Source organism: Enterobacter sp. A8, assembly GCF_004296595.1.
Taxonomy (GTDB): Bacteria; Pseudomonadota; Gammaproteobacteria; order Enterobacterales; family Enterobacteriaceae; genus Enterobacter; species Enterobacter cloacae.
Window position 1 is genome coordinate 449,758 of record NZ_SCMF01000001.1, and the last position, 19,944, is coordinate 469,701.

Annotated in this window: 21 protein-coding genes; 9 read left to right on the forward strand and 12 right to left on the reverse strand. The window is 55.8% G+C overall.

The features are described from left to right. Positions 1-31: 31 nt before the first annotated feature. Positions 32-916, reverse strand: coding sequence for an SDR family oxidoreductase (locus tag EQV24_RS02120; protein WP_130626093.1), 885 nt, complete (start codon positions 914-916; stop codon positions 32-34). 62 nt (positions 917-978) lie between these two features. Then, positions 979-1,368: a YdeI family stress tolerance OB fold protein gene (locus tag EQV24_RS02125; RefSeq protein ID WP_013096672.1), complete on the reverse strand. Its 390-nt coding sequence runs from the start codon at positions 1,366-1,368 to the stop codon at positions 979-981. Between the two features lie 138 nt (positions 1,369-1,506). On the opposite strand from EQV24_RS02125, the gene EQV24_RS02130 reads away from it, so the two are divergent. Genes EQV24_RS02130 through EQV24_RS02145 form a run of 4 tightly spaced genes read left to right on the forward strand, consistent with a single transcriptional unit; the run spans position 1,507 to position 3,988 of the window. Further along, positions 1,507-2,010, forward strand: coding sequence for a hypothetical protein (locus EQV24_RS02130; protein WP_130626403.1), 504 nt, complete (start codon positions 1,507-1,509; stop codon positions 2,008-2,010). Between the two features lie 9 nt (positions 2,011-2,019). Continuing rightward, entirely contained in the window at positions 2,020-2,466 is a 447-nt protein-coding gene (locus EQV24_RS02135; RefSeq protein WP_013096670.1) for a YetF domain-containing protein, read from the forward strand. 11 nt (positions 2,467-2,477) lie between these two features. Beyond that, the gene (locus tag EQV24_RS02140; protein ID WP_029883805.1) at positions 2,478-2,984 is read left to right on the forward strand and encodes a 2-oxo-tetronate isomerase; all 507 of its coding nucleotides are present in this window, start codon (positions 2,478-2,480) and stop codon (positions 2,982-2,984) included. A 17-nt stretch (positions 2,985-3,001) separates the two neighbouring features. Then, complete coding sequence (locus tag EQV24_RS02145; protein WP_020688581.1) at positions 3,002-3,988, forward strand: SDR family oxidoreductase; 987 nt, start codon at positions 3,002-3,004, stop codon at positions 3,986-3,988. On the opposite strand, the gene EQV24_RS02150 is transcribed toward EQV24_RS02145, so the two are convergent. The 8 genes from EQV24_RS02150 to EQV24_RS02185 form a co-directional block, all read right to left on the reverse strand. Further along, positions 3,989-5,614 (reverse strand): alpha-amylase family protein, encoded by a 1,626-nt coding sequence (locus EQV24_RS02150; RefSeq protein ID WP_038419381.1) that lies wholly within the window; start codon positions 5,612-5,614, stop codon positions 3,989-3,991. An 8-nt stretch (positions 5,615-5,622) separates the two neighbouring features. Further along, positions 5,623-6,633, reverse strand: coding sequence for a cytochrome d ubiquinol oxidase subunit II (gene cydB / locus EQV24_RS02155; protein WP_013096666.1), 1,011 nt, complete (start codon positions 6,631-6,633; stop codon positions 5,623-5,625). Beyond that, positions 6,633-8,036 carry a cytochrome ubiquinol oxidase subunit I gene (locus tag EQV24_RS02160; RefSeq protein ID WP_013096665.1) on the reverse strand — a complete coding sequence of 468 codons (1,404 nt, stop codon included), beginning with the start codon at positions 8,034-8,036 and terminating at the stop codon, positions 6,633-6,635. The genes cydB and EQV24_RS02160 overlap by 1 nt, the downstream gene beginning before the upstream one ends. A 67-nt stretch (positions 8,037-8,103) precedes the next feature. After that, positions 8,104-8,976: a manganese catalase family protein gene (locus tag EQV24_RS02165; protein ID WP_020688584.1), complete on the reverse strand. Its 873-nt coding sequence runs from the start codon at positions 8,974-8,976 to the stop codon at positions 8,104-8,106. A gap of 15 nt (positions 8,977-8,991) precedes the next feature. Further along, positions 8,992-9,498, reverse strand: a complete 507-nt coding sequence (locus EQV24_RS02170; RefSeq protein WP_013096663.1) for a ferritin-like domain-containing protein — start codon at positions 9,496-9,498, stop codon at positions 8,992-8,994. Between the two features lie 25 nt (positions 9,499-9,523). Further along, positions 9,524-9,727, reverse strand: a complete 204-nt coding sequence (locus tag EQV24_RS02175) for a hypothetical protein (protein ID WP_013096662.1) — start codon at positions 9,725-9,727, stop codon at positions 9,524-9,526. A gap of 23 nt (positions 9,728-9,750) precedes the next feature. Further along, positions 9,751-10,245 (reverse strand): ferritin-like domain-containing protein, encoded by a 495-nt coding sequence (locus EQV24_RS02180; protein WP_014831873.1) that lies wholly within the window; start codon positions 10,243-10,245, stop codon positions 9,751-9,753. An 89-nt stretch (positions 10,246-10,334) separates the two neighbouring features. Beyond that, positions 10,335-10,520: a general stress protein gene (locus tag EQV24_RS02185; RefSeq protein ID WP_004150795.1), complete on the reverse strand. Its 186-nt coding sequence runs from the start codon at positions 10,518-10,520 to the stop codon at positions 10,335-10,337. Between the two features lie 529 nt (positions 10,521-11,049). Between EQV24_RS02185 and EQV24_RS02190 the strand changes: the two genes are divergently transcribed. Continuing rightward, on the forward strand, positions 11,050-12,393 hold the full coding sequence (locus EQV24_RS02190; protein ID WP_130626094.1) for a VOC family protein: 1,344 nt from the start codon (positions 11,050-11,052) through the stop codon (positions 12,391-12,393). Positions 12,394-12,435: 42 nt separating this feature from the next. Continuing rightward, entirely contained in the window at positions 12,436-13,941 is a 1,506-nt protein-coding gene (locus EQV24_RS02195) for a carboxylesterase/lipase family protein (protein WP_130626095.1), read from the forward strand. On the opposite strand, the gene EQV24_RS02200 is transcribed toward EQV24_RS02195, so the two are convergent. Continuing rightward, positions 13,928-14,770: a LysR family transcriptional regulator gene (locus tag EQV24_RS02200; protein ID WP_130626096.1), complete on the reverse strand. Its 843-nt coding sequence runs from the start codon at positions 14,768-14,770 to the stop codon at positions 13,928-13,930. The two genes, EQV24_RS02195 and EQV24_RS02200, sit on opposite strands and share 14 nt — an antisense overlap. Positions 14,771-14,883: 113 nt before the next feature. On the opposite strand from EQV24_RS02200, the gene EQV24_RS02205 reads away from it, so the two are divergent. From EQV24_RS02205 to EQV24_RS02215, 3 genes are all read left to right on the forward strand, one after another. Further along, positions 14,884-16,053, forward strand: a complete 1,170-nt coding sequence (locus EQV24_RS02205) for a pyridoxal phosphate-dependent aminotransferase (RefSeq protein WP_130626404.1) — start codon at positions 14,884-14,886, stop codon at positions 16,051-16,053. Positions 16,054-16,063: 10 nt separating this feature from the next. Continuing rightward, positions 16,064-16,837 (forward strand): transporter substrate-binding domain-containing protein, encoded by a 774-nt coding sequence (locus tag EQV24_RS02210; RefSeq protein WP_040020830.1) that lies wholly within the window; start codon positions 16,064-16,066, stop codon positions 16,835-16,837. A gap of 243 nt (positions 16,838-17,080) precedes the next feature. Next, entirely contained in the window at positions 17,081-18,736 is a 1,656-nt protein-coding gene (locus EQV24_RS02215) for a glucan biosynthesis protein (RefSeq protein WP_013096654.1), read from the forward strand. A gap of 138 nt (positions 18,737-18,874) precedes the next feature. On the opposite strand, the gene ydcK is transcribed toward EQV24_RS02215, so the two are convergent. Then, positions 18,875-19,855, reverse strand: a complete 981-nt coding sequence (gene ydcK, locus EQV24_RS02220) for a YdcK family protein (RefSeq protein WP_045902942.1) — start codon at positions 19,853-19,855, stop codon at positions 18,875-18,877. Positions 19,856-19,944 lie beyond the last annotated feature (89 nt).

A 19,944-nucleotide genomic window follows, 5' to 3' on the forward strand; every position in this document is an offset into this window, starting at 1 on the left:
TTCATTTATTGCACATTCGGGCAGGGAAACGTTAAATCACGCCATCACCGCCGTCGGAACACCATACCTGGCCGGTCGTAAAGGAACACTCATCTGACGCCAGCGTGACGTATAAAGGTGCAATCTCCACCGGCTGGCCCGGACGGCCCAGCGGTGTGTCACCCCCAAACTGCTTCACTTTCTCCATCGGCTGGCCGCCGCTGGATTGCAGCACCGTCCAGTAAGGCCCGGGAGCCACGGCATTAACGCGAATGCCCTTCGGCCCAAGCTGTTTGGCAAGGGATTTGGTAAACACCGCCAGACAGGCTTTGGTCTGGGCATAGTCCAGCAGGACAGGGCTGGGTTTTACCGCCTGCACCGAGGAGGTGTTAATAATTGCCGCAGGGGCTTTCAGATGGCGAAGCGCCGCTTTGGTGATCCAGAACGGGGCATAAACGTTGGTTTTAAACGTGGCATCGAAATCTTCGGTAGTGAGTTCTTCCAGCGATTCCCGATACTGCTGGCGACCGGCGTTATTCACCAGAATGTCCAGCCCGCCAAGTTTAGCCACCGCTTCTTCCACCAGGTTCTGGCAGAAGGTTTCATCCCGGACATCCCCCGGCAGCGCGGCGGCGTTGCGCCCTTCGGCCTTGATCAGGTCGATGACCTCTGCGGCGTCTTTCTCTTCTTCAGGCAGATAGTTAATGGCGACATCGGCGCCTTCACGGGCGTAGGCAATGGCCACCGCGCGGCCGATACCGGAGTCACCGCCGGTAATCAGCGCTTTTTTGCCCGCCAGACGGCCGTGGCCTTTATAGCTCGTTTCCCCGTGATCGGGAACAGGTTGCATCTCAGAAGCCAGTCCTGGTGGCGTCTGCGGCTGTTCCGGGAAAGGGGGTTGCGGATAAGCGTTCGTACGTTGTTGAGTATCACTCATAGCTGACTCCTTAAGCCAATAGGTGAGTTAGGATGAAAATACAGCGTTAACGCTTCGCTGAGTTATTTCTGCAGATGATCGACACGTACAACGGAAGGCGATGACTTTTTATCAAGCGAACCGTTAATGCTGATCATCTGGTCTGGTTTGACTGTTCTGCCGTCAAAAACTGCTTTTGGGATAATAACGTCGATTTTTCCGGATTTATCCTGAAATACATACTTATCGCCGCTACCGTCAATAAGGTTGCCGCGCAGTGAAATGGTCGCGCCATCATGCATTTGTTTCGCCTGGTCGATGGTCATAATACGGGCATCATCGGTGCCGCGATAACCGCTATCCAGCGCATGCGGAGGGGGCGGCGCTTCACCCTTTTGTAACCCGCCGTTATTATCAGCCCATGCGGTTGGCACCATAAATATTAAAAAAGCGGAAATAAGTGATAATTTCATCTGATATCCTTCATTTAAGGTGTCTTGACTTATTAAGTATTGTTGCTATTCCTTTATGTGGCAAATGTGATAAGTCTTAAAAACATTCGCCATACAAAACAGAACGTTTGGTAAATAAGCGAAACGGTGATGGCTGCCATGAATGATAAAAATGAAAAGTTACCCGGGATAAATGAGAGTTATCGCTTGCTGAGGTTTGAATATGCATTTCGCCAGGTCGGATTTATTGTGTTACTGAGTATTATCATCGCGGCGATTGCCGGTCTGTTTTCAAGTGGGATAGTGAGTAACACGGAGAAAACCAATTCTGCAAAATCCCTGACCCTCAACTATGAACGCTTTGCGCGTCGGCAAACGGAGTCGCGACTTCAGCTGATCTTTCCGGTCAACAGCGAGGGCAAATACACTGTGAGCATGACCAGCGAGAGCAGCGACGCCTACGAGCCGGGCAGCGTCTGGCCGCAGCCAGACAGCATGTACAGCCGCGGGAACACGCTCTATTTTGTCTATAATCATCTTGAAAAATCGCCACATTTTTCGGTCTGGCTGTTCATTACCCCGACCAGAGGCGGTAAATGGCACAACGTCATTCGTGTAAACAACCTGCCGGATATTCCTTTCTGGCAATTTATTTACCCTTAGGAGGCTGCCATGGATATGGTTTTTAGGGCGTTGGCGATTTACCTGTTTCTGGTGGTGGTCTTCAAAGTGGCCGGACGACGTGCGTTGCTGCAGATGACCAGCTTTGATCTTATTCTCCTGTTAATTATCAGCGAAGCAACCCAGCAGGCCCTGCTGGGGGAGGATTTTTCGGTCACGGGCGCAATGATAACCATCACCACGCTGGTGGTTGTGGATATTATTTTTGGACTGATGAAAAAGTATTTTTCGCCGGTGGAGAATATCCTGGATGGCACGCCGGTAATTCTGGTTGAGAACGGCGTGCCCTTAGCAGATAAACTCAAAAAGGTCGATGTTTCATGTGATGATATTCTGGTTTCAGCCCGGCAGAATAATGGTATTACAAAGTTAAGTGAAATTAAATATGCCATTCTGGAACGCAATGGCCATATTTCCATTATTCCTGAGAAAAAATGAGAGGCCTGATGATGAGCAATCTATACCACGACAACACCATTACCGTGGCTGAACTGACCAAAAAACTGGCGAGCAGGTTAATCGATGCAGGGCTTCGCTTAACAACCGCAGAATCCTGCACCGGCGGGAAGCTTTCGGTGGCGCTCTGCGCGGAAGAGAACACTGCCGATTTTTATGATGTGGGGCTGGTCGTCTTCAGCGATAGCGCGAAGGAGAGGATCCTGGGCGTAAGCCCGGAAACCCTCGCGCGGTTTACCGCCGTCAGTGAACAGACCGTCACCGAGATGGCGGCCAGCATCCGCGACATTGCCCAGGCCGATGTCAGTATTGCCATCAGCGGGTATGCCGGGCCGGAAGGGGGAGATGACGGCACGGCGGCGGGGACCGTGTGCTTCGCCTGGAATATCGGCGGAAAGACGGAAACGAGCAGGGTGCTCTTTTCCGGCGACTGTCAGGACGTGGTGGAAAAAGCGGTGCATTACTCGCTGGCTGAATTAGTGACGAAATTATCGGGCTGAAATAACGCGGAGGTTTTATGGCAGTGATGGTCATTACTGGCGGGACGGCTGGCGTGGGGAAAGCCACGGCGCTGCACTTTGCAAAAGCGGGCTACGATGTGGGCATTATTGCGCGCGAGGAGACAAGCCTTCACTCGACCCAGGAAGAGCTACGCCGTTTTGGCGTCAATGCGTTGGCCGTGCAGGCGGATGTGGCCGACAGTCAGGCGGTGGTGGATGCCGCCAACGAAATTGAGTATCGCCTTGGGGCGATAGATGTGTGGGTCAATAATGCCATGGGGGCGGTGCTGGCGCCGTTTCGGACCATGACGCCGGATGAATTTCGCCGCGTCACAGAAGTCACCTACCTTGGCTACGTGAACGGTACCCGTGCCGCGCTGGAACTGATGGTGCCGCGCGATCGGGGCGTAATTATTCAGGTTGGCTCCGCGCTGGCCTACCGCTCCATTCCTTTGCAGTCCGCCTACTGCGGCGCCAAAGCCGCGATCCGGGGCTTTACCGATGCGGTGCGTACCGAGCTGATGCATGAGAACAGCCGGGTGCAGCTCGCCATGGTCCAGATGCCGGGGCTAAATACGCCGCAGTTTGAATGGGCACGGAATAAGTTTGCCTGGGCGATGCGCCCGGTTCCGCCAGTGTTTGAGCCGGAAGTGGCCGCGAGTGCCATTTTCAGGGTGGCGCAAAAACCGGTGCGCGAGCTGTGGGTGGGCAGCAGTACCATCCAGTCGATTGTCGGCCAGTTCCTCTTCCCCGGCTTTCTTGACCGTCTGATGGTGAAAAAGGCCTGGGAAGGGCAGATGACCGACACCCTGAACGCAGAAGACCGGCGGGATTACCTCGACCAGCCGGTCAACGACCTGCACAAAATCCACGGCCATTTCTCTGCTGAGGCGAAAACGCGCGCCAGCGCCGTCTCCTCTGGCGCGCCCGGGAAAGTGCTGCTGGGCTCCCTGGCCGTCGCAGGGATTGTGCTCACACGCCTGATGCGCGGCCGCAAAAAGTAGTCAGCGCAGCGCGCTACGGTTTGTCCAGAACCAGCGATAGCCGTAGCCGCCTATATCCAGCTCAACGGTTTTGCCGCAGACCAGCGCATCCTCGTAGCGTTTGTCTGCCAGACAGGCGGTCCAGGTGGCGTGGCGGATCCCTCTGGCGGTGAAGGTCACCGGTTTATCGCTGAAATTAACAAAGGTAAGAATGCTGCGATCTTCAGCCTCGTAGTAAATTCCCAGCACTGCATCATTATCGATGGCGATAAGATGAAACGGCGCCACGGCAATCTCCGGGAATTCAGACCGCGTGTTGGCGATATCTATAATCCGGTGCAGCAGCGAGTTGCGGTGCAACAGCGAATCCGCCACGTTAATTTTCTGATAACGATAGGGCCCATGGTCAATGATGGGCGCGATAAAGCTCTGCGGGTCTGCATCAGAGAAGCCACCGCCCTGAGAGGGCGCCCACTGCATGGGCGTACGCACGGCGTAACGCTCTTCTAAATCCAGATCATCACCCATGCCGATTTCATCCCCGTAGCGCATAACGGGCACCCCGGGCAGGGAGAACAGCACGGCGTGGCAGAGCGCCAGCCGCTTCTGGTCGCCATTCAGCATCGGCGCCAGGCGACGGCGGATCCCACGCTGGTACACGTTCATCTCTTCATCCGGGGCGAACGTGTCGAGGACGAACTGTTTGTCCTTTTTACCGATCCCCTCCAGATCCAGCTCGTCGTGGTTACGCAACCAGTTGGCAAAGCAGCAGGAGTCTGGCGGGACGATCATTTTCTTCACCGCATTGCGCAGCGGGCGGGCGCTTTTCCTGGCCAGGCTCACGTAGAAATATTTGTTAAGCCAGAAGTTAAGCACCAGATGAAGGCGGTCGTTATTGCCGAAATAGTCTTTGTAGGCTTCCACTTCTACGTCAACTTCACCGAGCAGAATCGCCTGCGGGTTATGTTGGGTAATCAGGCGGCGCAAGTGCTCCAGGATCCACAGCCCCTTTTTCTCGTCACCGCTTCCGGCCTGGGTGGTGAGATGCGACGCGGCGTCCAGACGGAATCCCGATACGCCGAGCTTAAGCCAGAAGAGGATAATGTTCTCTATCTCTTTAATTACCGCTGGTGAGGTGAGGTTGAGATCAGGCTCGTGGCGATAAAACATATGCCGGTAGTATTGACCCGCCTCGTCATCCCATGTCCAGATGCTCTTTTCCACGCCGGGGAACATCGGGGGCGTATCGTCATCGTCATTATCTGACCACAGGTAATAGTCGCGAAAGGGGGATTTCGGGTTGCGCCGGGCCTCCTGAAACCAGGGGTGGGCGTCCGACGTATGCTGGATCAACAGCTCGATAATGACCTGCATCCCCAGCTCACGTGCCTGCTCAATAAAAGCGATAATATCCGCCAGTTTGCCGAACCGGGGATCGACCTGCAGGTGGTCGCTGACGTCATACCCTTCGTCCAGAAAAGGGGTAAGGTAAAACGGAGTGATCCAGATTACTGTCGCCCCCATGCGGCGTATATAACGCAATTTGGCCGTTATTCCGGCGATGTCTCCGCAGCCATCGCCGTTTAAATCGTAAAACAGTGCCGTATCAATTTGATAAATAATGGCCCGTGTATGCCATCCTGCCATCCTGCACCTCAGTGGTAACCTTCTGTATCAGACACTTTTCCCCGAAAGACGTAGTAACTCCAGGCGGTGTACACCAGGATCACCGGAATAATCAGTAACGTCCCCACCAGCATAAAGAGCTGGCTGGCGGGCGGGGCCGCGGCATCCCACAGGCTAATGCCCGGCGGAATAATGTTCGGCCACAGGCTGATGCCCAGTCCGCTAAAACCGAGGAAGATAAGCCCAAGCGTCAACAGGAACGGACGCGCGTGGCTGGCCGGGTTGCGGGTCAAGCGCCAGATCCACAGGCTAAATACGCCTACCAGCAGAGGCACCGGCAGGAACCAGAAGAAGTTAGGCAGGGTAAACCAGCGCTCGGCCACGTACTGCCAGCCGAGTGGCGTCCAGATGCTCACCACCGCGATGACGACAATCAGCGCCAGCAGCACGTGGCGGGTCAACTCGCGCATGCGGTTTTGCAGTGCACCTTCGCTTTTCATGATAAGCCACGTGGTGCCCAGCAGCGTATAGGCCACCACTAGCCCGATACCGCAGAACAGGTTGAAGGGGGTCAGCCAGTCGAGGGCAGACCCCACGTAGCGTCGGCCTTCTACTTCAAAACCGTTGATCACCGCGCCGACCACCACGCCCTGGCTGAAGGTGGCGAGTAGCGAGCCTCCCGCAAAGGCATAGTCCCAGAACTGGCGGTGAGAGGGCGTCGCTTTGAAGCGGAACTCAAAGGCGACACCGCGAAAGATAAGACCGATCAGCATGGCGGTAAGCGGAATGGTGAGCGCATCGATGATCACCGCATAGGCCAGCGGAAAGGCGCCAAACAGCCCTGCGCCGCCCAGCACCAGCCAGGTTTCGTTGCCGTCCCAGACGGGGGCCACGCTGTTCACCATCACGTCGCGCTCTTTAGCATCGCCCACGAAGTTAAACAGCAGACCGATCCCCAAATCAAAGCCATCCATGATGATGTACATCAGGGTGGCGAAGACGATGATGGCAAACCAGATAACCGAGATATCGACGCCCATCAGATTCTCTCCTCTTCCGGAACAGACTCAGCGGCAGACAGCGGACGGGCGGGAGTGCCCGAGGTGTTCGAGGTTAGCGTGTCCACCGGCTGTGGTCCTTTCTTAATCAGACGCACAAGGTAGACATAGCCCACGCCAAACACCGAGCAATAAACGACGATGAAGGCCAGCAGGCTGATGCTCATCTGCAGCGTGCTATGCAGAGAGACCGCGTCGATGGTGCGCAGATAACCGTAGACCACCCACGGCTGGCGACCCACTTCGGTGGTCACCCAGCCAGCGAGCAGCGCCAGCAGACCGGCTGGCCCCATACAGAGGGCAAACCAGTGGAACGGGCGCGAGTGATACAGCCGGTGGCGATAGCGTAGCCACAGGCTCAGGACGCCGAGGGCGATCATCAACAGCCCCATGCCAACCATGATGCGGAACGACCAGAAGACGATGGTGGAGTTCGGGCGATCTTCTTTCGGGAAATCTTTCAGCGCGGGGACCTGTTTATCCAGACTGTGGGTGAGGATCAGGCTGCCGAGGGCCGGGATCTCAAGCCCGTATTTGGTGCGCTCCTCTTCCATATCCGGCAGACCAAACAGCAGCAGCGGGGTGGCTTCCCCTGGCGGATTTTCCCAGTGCCCCTCGATGGCGGCGATTTTGGCAGGCTGATGTTCAAGCGTGTTCAGGCCATGCATATCCCCGACTACGGCCTGAATGGGGGCGACCAGCAGGGCCATCCACATAGCCATCGAGAACATTTTGCGAATGGCGGGCGTGTCGTTGCCGCGCAGCAGGTGCCAGGCTCCCGACGCGCCCACAAACAGTGCGCTGCACAGGAACGCGGCAATGGACATGTGAATCAGTCGGTACGGGAAAGAGGGGTTGAAGATGACGGCCAGCCAGTCTTCAGGGATCACCTGACCGTTCTCAATGGTGAAGCCCTGCGGAGTGTGCATCCAGCTGTTAGAGGCGAGGATCCAGAAGGTGGACATTAGCGTACCCAGCGCCACCATGCAGGTTGCGAAGAAGTGCAGTCCCGGTCCAACCTTGTTCCAGCCGAACAGCATTACGCCGAGAAAACCGGCCTCCAGGAAGAAAGCGGTTAATACCTCGTAGGTCAGCAATGGCCCGGTGATGCTACCTGCAAACTGAGAGAACCCGCTCCAGTTGGTGCCGAACTGATAGGCCATGACCAGCCCGGACACAACGCCCATACCAAAGTTGACGGCAAATATTTTGAGCCAGAAATGGTACAGGGAGCGCCAGACGTCGTTTTTGGTACGCAGCCACATCCCTTCGAGCACCACCAGATAGCTGGCAAGCCCGATGGTGATCGCCGGGAAGAGAATATGAAACGAGACGGTAAAAGCGAACTGAATTCTCGCCAGATGAAACGCGTCGAGTTCGAACATGGTCCGTACCTCTGGAACGATGGGGCACGAGAATTACCAGGCAGCGGGAGCTGCCTGGCAAAACCGGTTACGGTTTTTTCTTACCGGCGCCTAGCTCGGCACCTGTTAACGGGTCGGCATTCGGATCGGATTTTGTGCGAGCAGACATCGCCTTGACGAGCGTAGCCTGTTCGGTCGAGAGCGTCACGCTTGCACTCCCGTCTCCACCGTCAACCGCAGGTTGGGGGGCCTCAACGTAGTCGAAATGCTTATCGCTGTTCCAGCTTCCGCGGACCTCGCCACCTTCAGACATATTGTAGTACTTGTTGGTGAATTCCTCGATTGGCGGCAATTTCCCCGGCGGGAAATTATTGCGAATAGACTGAAGCGCCTTCTCGAAGGAGAGCTGGTGCGCCGCCTCTCGCGTCATCAGAAACGCCAGTGCATCTTTCACCCCGGGATCGTCTGTCACGTTGATCAGACGCTCATAGATGATTTTTGCCCGCGCCTCTGCGGCCACGTTCGAGCGCAGATCCGCCGTGGGTTCACCAATGGTATCAACATAGGCCGCCGTCCAGGGCACACCCGCGGAGTTAGTGAGCGGGGTACCGCCGCCGTAGAGCAGGGAGGTGATATGGCTGTCGTTGCCGTTTTCGGTCATGGACCGGTACAGCTCGGCTTCGTTCTCTACCCCTTCCGCCAGCGCGCCTTTGGCCCCTTTATTCAGCATGCCGACCAGCGTCCCGATGATTTCGAGGTGGCTCAACTCTTCGGTCGCGATATCCATCAGCATATCTTTACGGCCAGGATCGTCATCACTCAGGCCCTGGGTGAAGTAGCGGCAGGCGGCCGCCAGTTCACCCTGCGGCCCGCCAAATTGTTCCAGCAGAAGATTGGCGAGGCCGGGATTCGGTTCAGCAACGCGAACCGTGTATTGCAGCTGTTTGACGTGTCGAAACATACACTCTCCTGTGGTTTATTTTTTCGCTTCGACACCTGATGCATCAGAACGCAGCAGGAACTGTTCCGTCGTTTGCGGAATATGACGAATCAGCCAGTCGGCCATCTCGCGCTCTTCGGCGAGAATGGTTTCAATGGCGGGTACAGAGGCGGTGTCGCCCGCTTTTTTGGCCGCGGCCAGCAGGGAGGTGTAGCAGGCAATTTCGAACTGTTCGAAAACATAGCCGCTGATGGAGCCTTTAACAATCTCATCGGACGGGAACATGCCGCCGATGGACTGGCCGAGCGCAGCCATTTTGCTCATCGAGTCTTTTAAAACCGAACGAGAAATATCATTACGATCGAGGATTTCCTCCAGCAATGTGATTTGCCGTTTTGTCTCATTAAGGTGCTGCTCAATACGGGCGCGAACATCAGGATAATTTTCAATACGGCTGGCCATCGATTCCAGCATTGATTCGGCTTGCTTTTCCATTGCATGGGCATCGCGTAGCCAGTCATGGTAGTGTTCTACGTGATTCATATTTCGTTCCTCATTATAGGTTCGCTTATTTGGTCTCACTTTCAGCAGCCTGATCGGCACGTGCGGCACTGTAGCCAGATAAATGGCCGACAATATTGGCGTAAATACTGATGATAATGACCCATAGTACGCTATTCTTCCACCATATTACGGAAGGAATAGCAAGGATGAACCATATTATAGCTGCCGTTAAATGGCACCGTTTAATTGTCCTGGGACTGATGCTCATTATATTTAACCTGTGTTATAGCGTCATTTTTGCGCTTTTTGGTTAATATTTCCTACGGCCAGGTCGGTGAGTTTAAGATCGGTTTCTTTTTCTTCTTCCAGTGTTTCGGCAAGAAGTTTAACGGCTTTTTTATAGCCAAGTTGTTCTGCTAATGTGGCAAGGGTACCGTAACTGGCAATTTCGTAATGTTCCACTTTTTGCGCTGCAGCAATTAATGCAGCATCACGGACTTCATTCTTTTCTGTGCTTTCGATGACCTCATTGGCCTCTTCAATTAAGCCTTCCATTGCCACACATTTCATTCGCTTAAGCTTAATACCGTCTTCCTGTTCGATAATCTGATCGATACGCTCAATCTGACCCTGCGTCTCCTCAAGGTGGGCTGTGAAGGCCGCGCTGAGCTTTTCACTGGAGGCGGCACGGGCGAGTTTGCTCAGGGCTCGGGTAAGCTGTTTTTCCGCGCTGTAGGTATCGGACAGTAGATGAATAAAAACATCCTCGATACTTTTCATATTCATATATTTTGCTCCGGTTAAAACGTTAAGGGAACTGCGAGCCTTTCGGCCCGCAGCATGCTCTCTGGTATTACTGAGACAGCTTAATAAAATCAGGAGTTATCAGATTTACGGCCTCCGCCGTGACTATTCTGACCCCCTTTCTTACCTGCTTCAGATGCGCGTTGCGGATCGTTTTTGAAATTACCGCCGCTGTGCTGGCCGCCTTTACGTCCAGCTTCTGATGCTTTTTCACGGTCTTCAGCGAAATTACCGGAACCACCACGATGCTCTGCCATATTAAACCTCATAGTCATATATTGGTTATGTCAGTACGATACAGAAATATTCCGTATCACTCGTCGTTCGAGTAATAACTTTAGACGCTGTGCGGCATGCGTCAAATGCGTTTCGCCATTCACGGTTGCGTTATTTAAAAATATTGGTGGGTTTACGCTTCGTTTGGCGAAAAAAATATGGATGAGTGGGAAGGACTTGTAAAAAAATGCTCGGATTAATCCTAAGTTGCCGCTAAAAACCTGAAAGGTGAGGATAAAAATTGTAGCGCCACAATTTCGTTCAATTTTTAGCCGGGATGGCCTCCAAAATTACTCCTTTATAGCTAGAATACAGAATAATCATTAATTATAAGGAAAATCCTGCACGACGGGCCGGGGGGAAAGGAAGGGGGCCTGGTACGGCCGCGACAGGTTCGGGCAGCACACGGTTTGACCACTGTCGTCGTAAGATCACAAATCGTAAATTCTTCCCCCCGGAAGGAACGGGTTTCTCTACACTCCAGGTAATATTCACTGGAGGCATGACACCATGGCGAACACCATCACGGCTGATGATATTCGGGAACATTTTTCGCAGGCTATGTCGGCGATGTACCAGCAGGAAGTTCCGCAGTACGGCACCTTGCTTGAGCTGGTCGCGGACGTAAACCTGGCGGTTCTGGAAAACAATCCACTCTTACATGAACAACTGGCGAATGCAGATGAGCTGGCGCGCCTGAATGTGGAGCGTCACGGGGCTATCCGCGTTGGCACCGCAAAAGAGCTTTCTACTTTACGTCGTATGTTTGCCATCATGGGCATGTACCCGGTCAGCTACTATGATCTCTCTCAGGCGGGCGTTCCGGTTCACTCGACGGCATTTCGCCCGGTGGATGATGGGGCGCTGTGCCGTAACCCGTTTCGTATCTTTACCTCACTGCTGCGCCTTGAGTTGATTGAGAACGTTGCCCTGCGCGAGCGGGCGGCGGAGATCCTCTCTTACCGCAACATCTTTACGCCGCGCTGCCTGGCGCTCATCGAACTGCATGAAAAAGAAGGGGCGTTCACCGAGGCGCAGGCGCGGGAGTTTGTTCAGGAAGCGTTAGAAACCTTCCGCTGGCACCGTCATGCGACGGTCGATCAGGAGACCTATCTGGCGCTGCATAATGAGCATCGCCTGATTGCGGATGTGGTCTGTTTCCCGGGATGCCACATCAACCACCTTACGCCACGCACGCTGGATATTGACCGGGTGCAGGAGCTGATGCCGAAGTACGGCATTGAACCCAAAATTCTGATTGAAGGGCCGCCGCGCCGCGAGGTGCCGGTGTTATTGCGTCAGACCAGCTTCAAGGCGCTGGAAGAGCCGGTGCTGTTTGCCGGGGAACATAAAGGCACCCATACCGCGCGCTTTGGTGAAATTGAACAGCGCGGGGTGGCGTTGACGCCGAAAGGTCGCGAGCTTTATGACAGTTTGCTCGCCGAGTCCGGCACCGGCAAAGACAACCTGACCCATCAGCTTCATCTGCGTGAAGTGTTCAGCGCCTTCCCGGACAGCGAGCTGATGATGCGCCGACAGGAGCTGGCGTATTTCCGCTATCGCCTGACGCCAGCGGGTGAAGCGCATCGTTATGCGTTTCGTCCGGGCGACGATCCGCAGCCGTTAATTGAACGCGGGTGGGTGGTTGCCCAGCCGATCACCTACGAAGATTTCCTGCCGGTCAGCGCCGCAGGGATTTTCCAGTCCAATCTCGGGAATGAAACCCAGGCGCGCAGCCACGGTAACGCCAGCCGGGATGCCTTCGAAGCGGCGCTGGGCTGCCCGGTCTATGACGAGTTCGCACTGTACGAGGAGGCGGAAACCCGCAGCAAACAGCGTTGCGGTTTGCTCTGAAATCGTTACTCTTCAGGGGTGTGATGGAAAAAGAAGGTAGTTATGCAATATCCCTCCGCCCCTGTGGTTGAAACGCGCTACGGCGCACTGGCTGGTTTTACGGATAATACTGTTCAGGCGTGGTACGGCATTCCCTACGCCGCACCGCCCGTTGGCAACTGGCGCTGGCGCTCACCGCGACCGCCCGAACGCTGGGATGGGGTTCGCCCGGCAACGGCGTTTTCCGCTTCAAGCTGGCAAAGCAGCGAATATTGCCAGGAGCTGGGCGGCGGGGACCCCGGACAGTTTTCAGAGGATTGTCTTTATCTTAACGTGTGGTCGCCCGTTGACCGCGTTGAGCCGCTGCCGGTGATGGTCTGGCTGCACGGTGGTGGGTTCACGCTCGGCGCGGGTGGGTTACCGCCCTATAACGGCAGGGCGTTGGCGGAACGCGGCGTGGTGGTGGTCACCCTCAATTACCGTCTTGGTCATCTCGGCTTTTTCGCCCATCCTGCGCTGGAGGGGGAAGAAGATCGCGTGGTGTACAATTTTGCCCTGCTGGATCAGATCGCCGCTCTCGAATGGGTGCGGGACAATATCGCCGCCTTTGGCGGCAATCCCGAAAACGTCACGCTGTTTGGTGAATCAGCTGGCGCACGCAGCGTGTTGTCGCTGCTGGCCTCGCCGCTGGCGAAAGGGTTATTTCATAAAGCGATTGTGCAAAGTGGCTATACCTTGCCGGATACCCCGCGCGAGCAGGCCCTGCGAAAAGGGGAAGCGCTGGCCGCGCATTTTGGGCTGGAGAACGCGACAGCGGAGCAGCTGCGCGCTATTCCACCTGAGTCGTTCTGGCCGTTGACGGCACCGCTGAATATCGCCCCGGCGCCTGTCGCCGGAGATTGTGTGCTGCCGGAGCCGATGCTGGACGTCTTCTTTGCCGCCCGTCAGCAGCCTGTCCCCATCATGATTGGCTCCAACAGCGACGAGGCGAGCGTAATGGCGGTGTTTGGCATCGATCTCGCCGGACAAATTCAGAAGCTCCGCCGGGAGCGGCGCTTTGGTCTGGGGCTGATCAAGCTGCTCTATCCAGGCGTGAAAGGCGATGAAGAGCTGGGAAGGCAGGTGTGCCGGGATATGGCGTTCACCACCATGGGCTATGTGGTGATGCAGGCCCAGCAGCGCGTCGGCGCGCCGTGCTGGCGCTACTGGTTTGACTATGTGGCCGAAGCGGAGCACGCCACCTATATCAACGGTGCCTGGCACGGCAACGAGGTGCCGTATGTTTTTGATACGCTCGGAGAGGTGGAACCTTCACGGCAGTATGTGAACGCGCGTGATTTACAGTTCGCCGCCCACGTGGCCGACTACTGGGTGAGTTTTGCCCGCGATGCGGGGCATCGTGACAGCCTGCCTGGGCCGACGCACTGGCCAGCCTGCCGTAAAGGGCGTGACGTCCTGTTACGCATTGGTGTGAATAAGCATGCAGGTTTTAAGCTTGAAAACCGCTTTATGCGCGCCCGCATGAGCCTCTTTAAACGGGTGATGAAGCACCACGTTAACCTCGATTAAGCAAACAGGCGCGAAACGCGGCCATGCCGTTTTCCGTGCCTGGCGCTTCGCGCAGCACCAGCCGGTAGCTCGCACCGGTTTTGATGCTGGTCGCAAAAGGCCGCACCAGCCTTCCTGCGCGGATGTCCTCTTCCACCAGCGTTTCATCGGCGATGGCGACGCCCAGCCCCTGAATGGCCGCCGTAATGGCGAGATCCATCGTGTCGAAGTGTTGATTTTTGTGCATAACAACGCCCGGCTCATCCTGTTTCGCCAGCCACAGTGACCAGTCGGTTTTATCCCGTGTCGGGTGAAGAAAGGTTAATGAACCCAGTCCAGTCCCCGCCCGCAGCGGGCTGAGCACCGGAGTTAACGCCTCTTCGAACAGCAGATCGCCCGCGCTCATGTGCGTGCCAAACACGATGGCGGCGTCGTAGGATTCGGTTTTAAAGTTGACGTTATGATCGGTGGTGGTGGTCAACGCGATTTGCAGATCGGGCTGTTCGCGCTCTACCTCCAGCAGGCGCGGCACCAGCCAGCGCATGGCGCAGGTGGGCGCTTTAAGCCGGATCACCGTATGCTGGGCGCGGGCCCGATCGGCCACGTTCAGCATCTGTTCGAAAGCGGATTGTAGCTCCGGCAGCAGGGCGCTACCCTGGGAAGAGAGGCGCAACCCGCGCGCGTGGCGCTCAAACAGCGGAAAGCCAAACCACGCTTCCAGAGCGGCGATTTTACGGCTCACGGCCCCCTGAGTCAGACAAAGCTCTCTGGCGGCGTGGGTGAGATTCAGGTGACGCGCGGTCACCAGGAAGGCGTCGATGGCATTGAGCGGGAGCGAACGGCGCGACATAAAAACACCTCAGCTATGCATTTTTCTCATGGCTATTATGACAACAATTCGATTGTCCCGGCAACGGCGTTGTTGTTTGAATAGTTATGCAATCCCCATGAGAAGGATAAATGATGACCCTGAAGACCGCGGTACAAACCCGTTCCAAATTACCGGATGTGGGTACCACCATTTTTACCGTAATCGGCCAGCTTTCTGCTCAGCACAACGCCATCAATCTTTCTCAGGGCGCACCGAATTTTTCCTGCGACCCGAAACTGATTGCGGGCGTAACCCGCGCGATGGAGGCAGGGCATAACCAGTATGCCGCGATGACCGGCCTGCAGCCTTTAAAAGAGCGTATCGCGGAGAAAATTGCCACCCTTTACGGTACCACGTATGACCCGGGGCGCGAGGTGCTGGTTACCGCCAGTGCCAGCCAGGGGCTCTATTCCGCCATCAGCGGGCTGGTGCATCCGGGCGATGAGGTGATCTACTTCGAACCGTCATTTGATAGCTACGCGCCGATTGTTCGCCTTCAGGGTGCCACCCCGGTCGCCATCAAACTCACGGTGCCGGATTTTGCCGTGAACTGGGATGAGGTCCGCGCGGCCATCACCCCCAAAACGCGTATGATCATCATCAACACGCCACATAATCCAAGCGGGCAGGTGTTCTCCGCGAATGACCTGCAGCAGCTGGTGGCCGTGACGCACAATACCGATATCATTATTTTGTCTGACGAAGTGTACGAGCACGTCGTTTTTGACGGTGAACCGCACCACGGTATGGCCACACATCCGCAGCTGTCGGAGCGTAGCGTCATTATCTCTTCCTTCGGAAAAACCTATCACGTTACCGGATGGCGCGTGGGGTACTGTGTTGCACCGGCGGCACTGATGGAAGAGATTTGTAAAGTGCATCAATTTTTGATGTTTTCTGCCGATACGCCAATGCAGCATGCGTTTGCCGAACATATGACCGATCCGCAAACCTGGCTGTCGCTGGCGACGTTTTATCAGCGCAAGCGCGATCTGCTGCAAACTCTGCTGGCTGAGTCGCCGTTTAAACTGCTGCCGAGCGCGGGCTCGTTCTTCCTGCTGGCGGATTACAGCCCATTCAGCGACGAGCCCGACAGCGTGATGGTGAAACGGCTGATCGTTGAGTGCGGTGTCGCGACCATTCCGCTGTCCGCTTTCTATATGGATGGTACGGACAATAAATTGATTCGTCTCTCTTTTGCCAAAGATGAGGCGACGTTACGGGCAGGTGCCCAGGCCCTGTGTCGGGTTAAACCACGCTAAGGAGTTTGAGATGAAATTACGCGCGTTAGTTGTCGGCATGGGACTGCTGTGTACGTTTTCGTCATTCGCGGCCACCGAACTGCGGTACGGACTGGAAGCGGAATATCCACCGTTTGAGAGCCGCAATGCCTCCGGCGAGCTGGAAGGGTTTGACGTTGAGTTGGGGAATGCCATTTGCAAAGCCGCTGCGTTGAAATGCACCTGGGTGGAAACATCCTTTGATGCGTTGATTCCGGGGTTGGTGGCGAAGAAATTTGATGCCATCAACTCGGCGATGAACATCACCGAACAGCGGCGCAAAAGTATTGATTTTACCCAACCTATCTACCGCATCCCCTCGCAGTTAGTGGGCAAGGCCGGAACCGCAGTAGAGGCGACACCTGAAGGGCTGCAGGGCAAAACCATTGGCGTGTTGCAGGGTTCCATTCAGGAAACCTATGCCAAAGAGCACTGGGAAAAGCAGGGTGTCACGGTAGTGTCGTATAAAGATCAGAATATGGCGTGGGGCGATTTGCTGAATGGCCGCATCGACGCCTCGCTGGTGATGTCCGCGGCCGGGCAGGCAGGGTTCCTGAGCAAGCCGCAGGGGAAAGGGTTTGGCTTTATCGGCAAACCGGTGTCTGACGACACCATCCTCGGCAGCGGGATCGGCTTTGGGCTGCGCAAAGGGGATGAGGCCACCAAAAAGCAGCTTGATGCCGCGATTGATAAAGTTCGTGCCGACGGCACGATCGCAAAACTCGCTGATAAGTACTTCCCGGGTATCGATGTCAGCGTAAAATAACCACCTCATTTCGCCCCGGTTGTCGATGTCGCACCGGGGCATTTTTCTTCACACTTTCCAGGCTTTCTTTACACCACTTTCGGGCCGTTCTGGTCGACAGAAAATATTTCTCACTTTGCTCATATAATCACCGGCCAACAATTGGATTCTTAACCGTTTTTGTTTAGGCTGTGCGTTCTTTCTTGCCGTCATTTCGCCGAGCGCGAAACACATTCACACGACCATAAGGACGTTTTTCCAGGCATGAATCGCAGACGTTTTTTACAAGGTTCGCTGGCAATGGCAGCCCTGAGCGGCACTTCTGGCCTTGCTTCACTGTTCTCCAGAGCGGCCTATGCCGCTGACTCTGACATCGCCGATGGCCAGAGCCGTCGTTTTGACTTCTCCGTACTGCAATCCATGGCCCATGACCTGGCGAAAACCCCGTGGGGTGGTGCGCCGCGTCCGCTGCCGGAAACGCTGGCAACCATGACGCCGCAGGCCTATAACGCCATCCGGTACGATGAAAAGCAGTCCCTGTGGAATAACATTGAAGGCCGTCAGCTTGACGTGCAGTTCTTCCACATGGGGATGGGCTTCCGCCGCCGCGTGCGGATGTTCTCCCTGGACCAGTCGACCTCCCAGGCGCGTGAGATCCACTTCCGCCCGGAGCTCTTCAGCTACGGGGATACCGGGGTAGATACCAAACAGCTGGAAGGGCAGAGCGACCTCGGTTTTGCCGGCTTCCGCGCCTTCAAAGCGCCTGAGCTGGCGCGTCGCGATATTGTCTCTTTCCTCGGCGCGAGCTATTTCCGTGCGGTGGATGACACTTACCAGTACGGCCTGTCGGCGCGTGGTCTGGCGGTGGATACCTTTACCGACACGCCGGAAGAGTTTCCTGATTTTACGGCCTTCTGGTTTGAAACCGTCAAACCGGGCGACACCACCTTTACCGTCTATACGCTGTTGGACAGCCCAAGCATTACCGGTGCCTATAAGTTCGTGATCCACTGCGAGAAGAGCCAGGTGATCATGGAGGTGGAAAACCATCTCTATGCGCGTAAAGACATCAAACAGCTCGGTATCGCGCCGATGACCAGTATGTTCAGCTGCGGCAATAACGAGCGCCGTATGTGCGACACCATTCATCCGCAGATCCATGACTCCGACCGTCTGGCCATGTGGCGCGGTAACGGCGAGTGGATCTGCCGTCCGCTGAACAACCCGCAGAAATTGCAGTTCAATGCCTTTGTCGATAAAAACCCGAAAGGGTTTGGTTTGCTGCAGCTTGACCGGGATTTCTCCCACTATCAGGACGTGATGGGCTGGTATAACAAGCGCCCAAGCCTGTGGGTGGAGCCGCGTAACGACTGGGGTAAAGGTGCGGTTGGCCTGATGGAGATCCCGACCACGGGTGAAACGCTGGATAACGTGGTTTGCTTCTGGCAGCCGGAAAAAGCGGTCAAAGCGGGCGATGAGCTGGACTTCAAATATCGCCTGTACTGGAGCGCCATGCCGCCGGTACGTTCCCCGCTGGCCAACGTCTTCGCGACGCGTACCGGTATGGGCGGCTTCCCGGAAGGCTGGGCGCCAGGTGAACACTACCCGAAAGTGTGGGCCCGCCGCTTCGCCATCGACTTTGTCGGCGGCGATCTGAAAGCGGCCGCGCCGAAGGGGATTGAGCCGGTGATCACGCTCTCCAGCGGTGAAGCGAAGCAGGTGGAAATCCTCTACGTTGAGCCGTTTGACGGATACCGCATTCTGTTTGACTGGTACCCAACGTCCGATTCGACGGAGCCGGTGGATATGCGCCTGTTCCTGCGCTGTCAGGGCGATGCCATCAGTGAAACCTGGCTGTATCAGTATTTCCCGCCAGCGCCGGACAAACGTAATTACGTTGACGACCGGGTAATGCGTTAACGATCGATTCCCTCTCCCTTCGGGAGAGGGATCCCCACAAATAATGCCTGCACAGACGGCCCCCTCTCCCTTTGGGAGAGGGCTGGGGTGAGGGGCAATAACCGCAGCAAAATCTGAAATTATCCCGGTATCTTCCCCCTATAGCGCGCCCAGCAGGGGCGTGCGGGTGATTCGACTCTCGCCGTTAACTACTTTTTCGCCGCGCAGATGAATGCTGTCGCCGTCGAAAGCCTCAATGACGGCATCGTCGGTGATTTCAACGTGGTGCTCAATCAGTACGTCGCCGCTGATCCGCGCCCGCCCCTGAATCACGACCTTATCATCAATCATGATCGGCCCCCCGCGTAGCCACGCCTGACCGCCAATCAGCACGTGGTGCTTAATTACGCAGTTGCCTTCCACCACAGCATTCTCAGCCACCTGAGAGCTGTAGCGCACGGTAGGAATGGCATCGTCGTCGAATCCGGCAATCAGGCGCGCGTTGCCGTACACTTTTGCGCAGTCGCAGACCCAGACGTTATTGATATCGTTCCCTTCAAGAATGGCCTTGTCGAACACCTCGGCACGGTGCTCGATAAACGCATAATTGACGATGGCCTCGCCGTAGATTTGCGCCTGATGCACCACGCGCGACTGGCTGACGGTCGCGTTGTCGTAGATTTTAAGGATCTGCTCCTGGTCTGGGGTTAAACCTTTGGCGGCGATAATCATGCTGTTATGCAGCACCCGGGCATCACCAAAAATATGACATTCCCCCCGTACGGTGGAGTTCTGAATGGTGACGTTGTCACTTATTCGCGCCCCATGGCTCACGTTTGCCCCGTCCAGCCAGCTGTTGCCGCTAATATGGGCATGGTCGCTGACGACGCACGGCAGGGTCAGACGGGCATTACCGGAGACGGTCGCACCGGCGAAGACCACGCTGTTTTCGTCGTAGATCCAGCAGTTCCCCTCCTGAGACAAGGCGCGTTCATCCTCAATCCAGCCGCCTTTCGTCCCGGCGACGACGTCATTAAAATCTGTCGTGGCGATAATCTGCTTTAACGTAGCCGAGTGGGGCGTTTCGCCGTTTTTCCAGTGCCAGAGCCGGGTTTCATCGCTGAGCCGATACTTTTTCATCGTGTTATCCCTGGTAAGCGTCTTCACTAAACGTAGCAAACTTTCAGCTTTGCGTTGTGCTGGCATCCGAGGCGGAAACACCTTAAAAT

Excerpts from the sequence above, each read along its gene's own strand:
- EQV24_RS02200 (WP_130626096.1), bottom strand. The coding sequence starts at position 14,770 with ATGTCGCGCCGTTCGCTCCCGCTCAATGCCATCGACGCCTTCCTGGTG.
- EQV24_RS02175 (WP_013096662.1), bottom strand. The coding sequence starts at position 9,727 with ATGAGCATCAGTCCCAGGACAATTAAACGGTGCCATTTAACGGCAGCT.
- EQV24_RS02170 (WP_013096663.1), bottom strand. The coding sequence starts at position 9,498 with ATGAATCACGTAGAACACTACCATGACTGGCTACGCGATGCCCATGCA.
- EQV24_RS02165 (WP_020688584.1), bottom strand. The coding sequence starts at position 8,976 with ATGTTTCGACACGTCAAACAGCTGCAATACACGGTTCGCGTTGCTGAA.
- ydcK (WP_045902942.1), bottom strand. The coding sequence starts at position 19,855 with ATGAAAAAGTATCGGCTCAGCGATGAAACCCGGCTCTGGCACTGGAAA.
- EQV24_RS02205 (WP_130626404.1), top strand. The coding sequence starts at position 14,884 with ATGACCCTGAAGACCGCGGTACAAACCCGTTCCAAATTACCGGATGTG.
- EQV24_RS02130 (WP_130626403.1), top strand. The coding sequence starts at position 1,507 with ATGAATGATAAAAATGAAAAGTTACCCGGGATAAATGAGAGTTATCGC.
- EQV24_RS02145 (WP_020688581.1), top strand. The coding sequence starts at position 3,002 with ATGGCAGTGATGGTCATTACTGGCGGGACGGCTGGCGTGGGGAAAGCC.
- EQV24_RS02125 (WP_013096672.1), bottom strand. The coding sequence starts at position 1,368 with ATGAAATTATCACTTATTTCCGCTTTTTTAATATTTATGGTGCCAACC.
- EQV24_RS02160 (WP_013096665.1), bottom strand. The coding sequence starts at position 8,036 with ATGTTCGAACTCGACGCGTTTCATCTGGCGAGAATTCAGTTCGCTTTT.
- EQV24_RS02215 (WP_013096654.1), top strand. The coding sequence starts at position 17,081 with ATGAATCGCAGACGTTTTTTACAAGGTTCGCTGGCAATGGCAGCCCTG.
- EQV24_RS02195 (WP_130626095.1), top strand. The coding sequence starts at position 12,436 with ATGCAATATCCCTCCGCCCCTGTGGTTGAAACGCGCTACGGCGCACTG.
- cydB (WP_013096666.1), bottom strand. The coding sequence starts at position 6,633 with ATGGGCGTCGATATCTCGGTTATCTGGTTTGCCATCATCGTCTTCGCC.
- EQV24_RS02185 (WP_004150795.1), bottom strand. The coding sequence starts at position 10,520 with ATGGCAGAGCATCGTGGTGGTTCCGGTAATTTCGCTGAAGACCGTGAA.
- EQV24_RS02150 (WP_038419381.1), bottom strand. The coding sequence starts at position 5,614 with ATGGCAGGATGGCATACACGGGCCATTATTTATCAAATTGATACGGCA.
- EQV24_RS02180 (WP_014831873.1), bottom strand. The coding sequence starts at position 10,245 with ATGAATATGAAAAGTATCGAGGATGTTTTTATTCATCTACTGTCCGAT.
- EQV24_RS02120 (WP_130626093.1), bottom strand. The coding sequence starts at position 916 with ATGAGTGATACTCAACAACGTACGAACGCTTATCCGCAACCCCCTTTC.
- EQV24_RS02140 (WP_029883805.1), top strand. The coding sequence starts at position 2,478 with ATGAGCAATCTATACCACGACAACACCATTACCGTGGCTGAACTGACC.
- EQV24_RS02190 (WP_130626094.1), top strand. The coding sequence starts at position 11,050 with ATGGCGAACACCATCACGGCTGATGATATTCGGGAACATTTTTCGCAG.
- EQV24_RS02210 (WP_040020830.1), top strand. The coding sequence starts at position 16,064 with ATGAAATTACGCGCGTTAGTTGTCGGCATGGGACTGCTGTGTACGTTT.
- EQV24_RS02135 (WP_013096670.1), top strand. The coding sequence starts at position 2,020 with ATGGATATGGTTTTTAGGGCGTTGGCGATTTACCTGTTTCTGGTGGTG.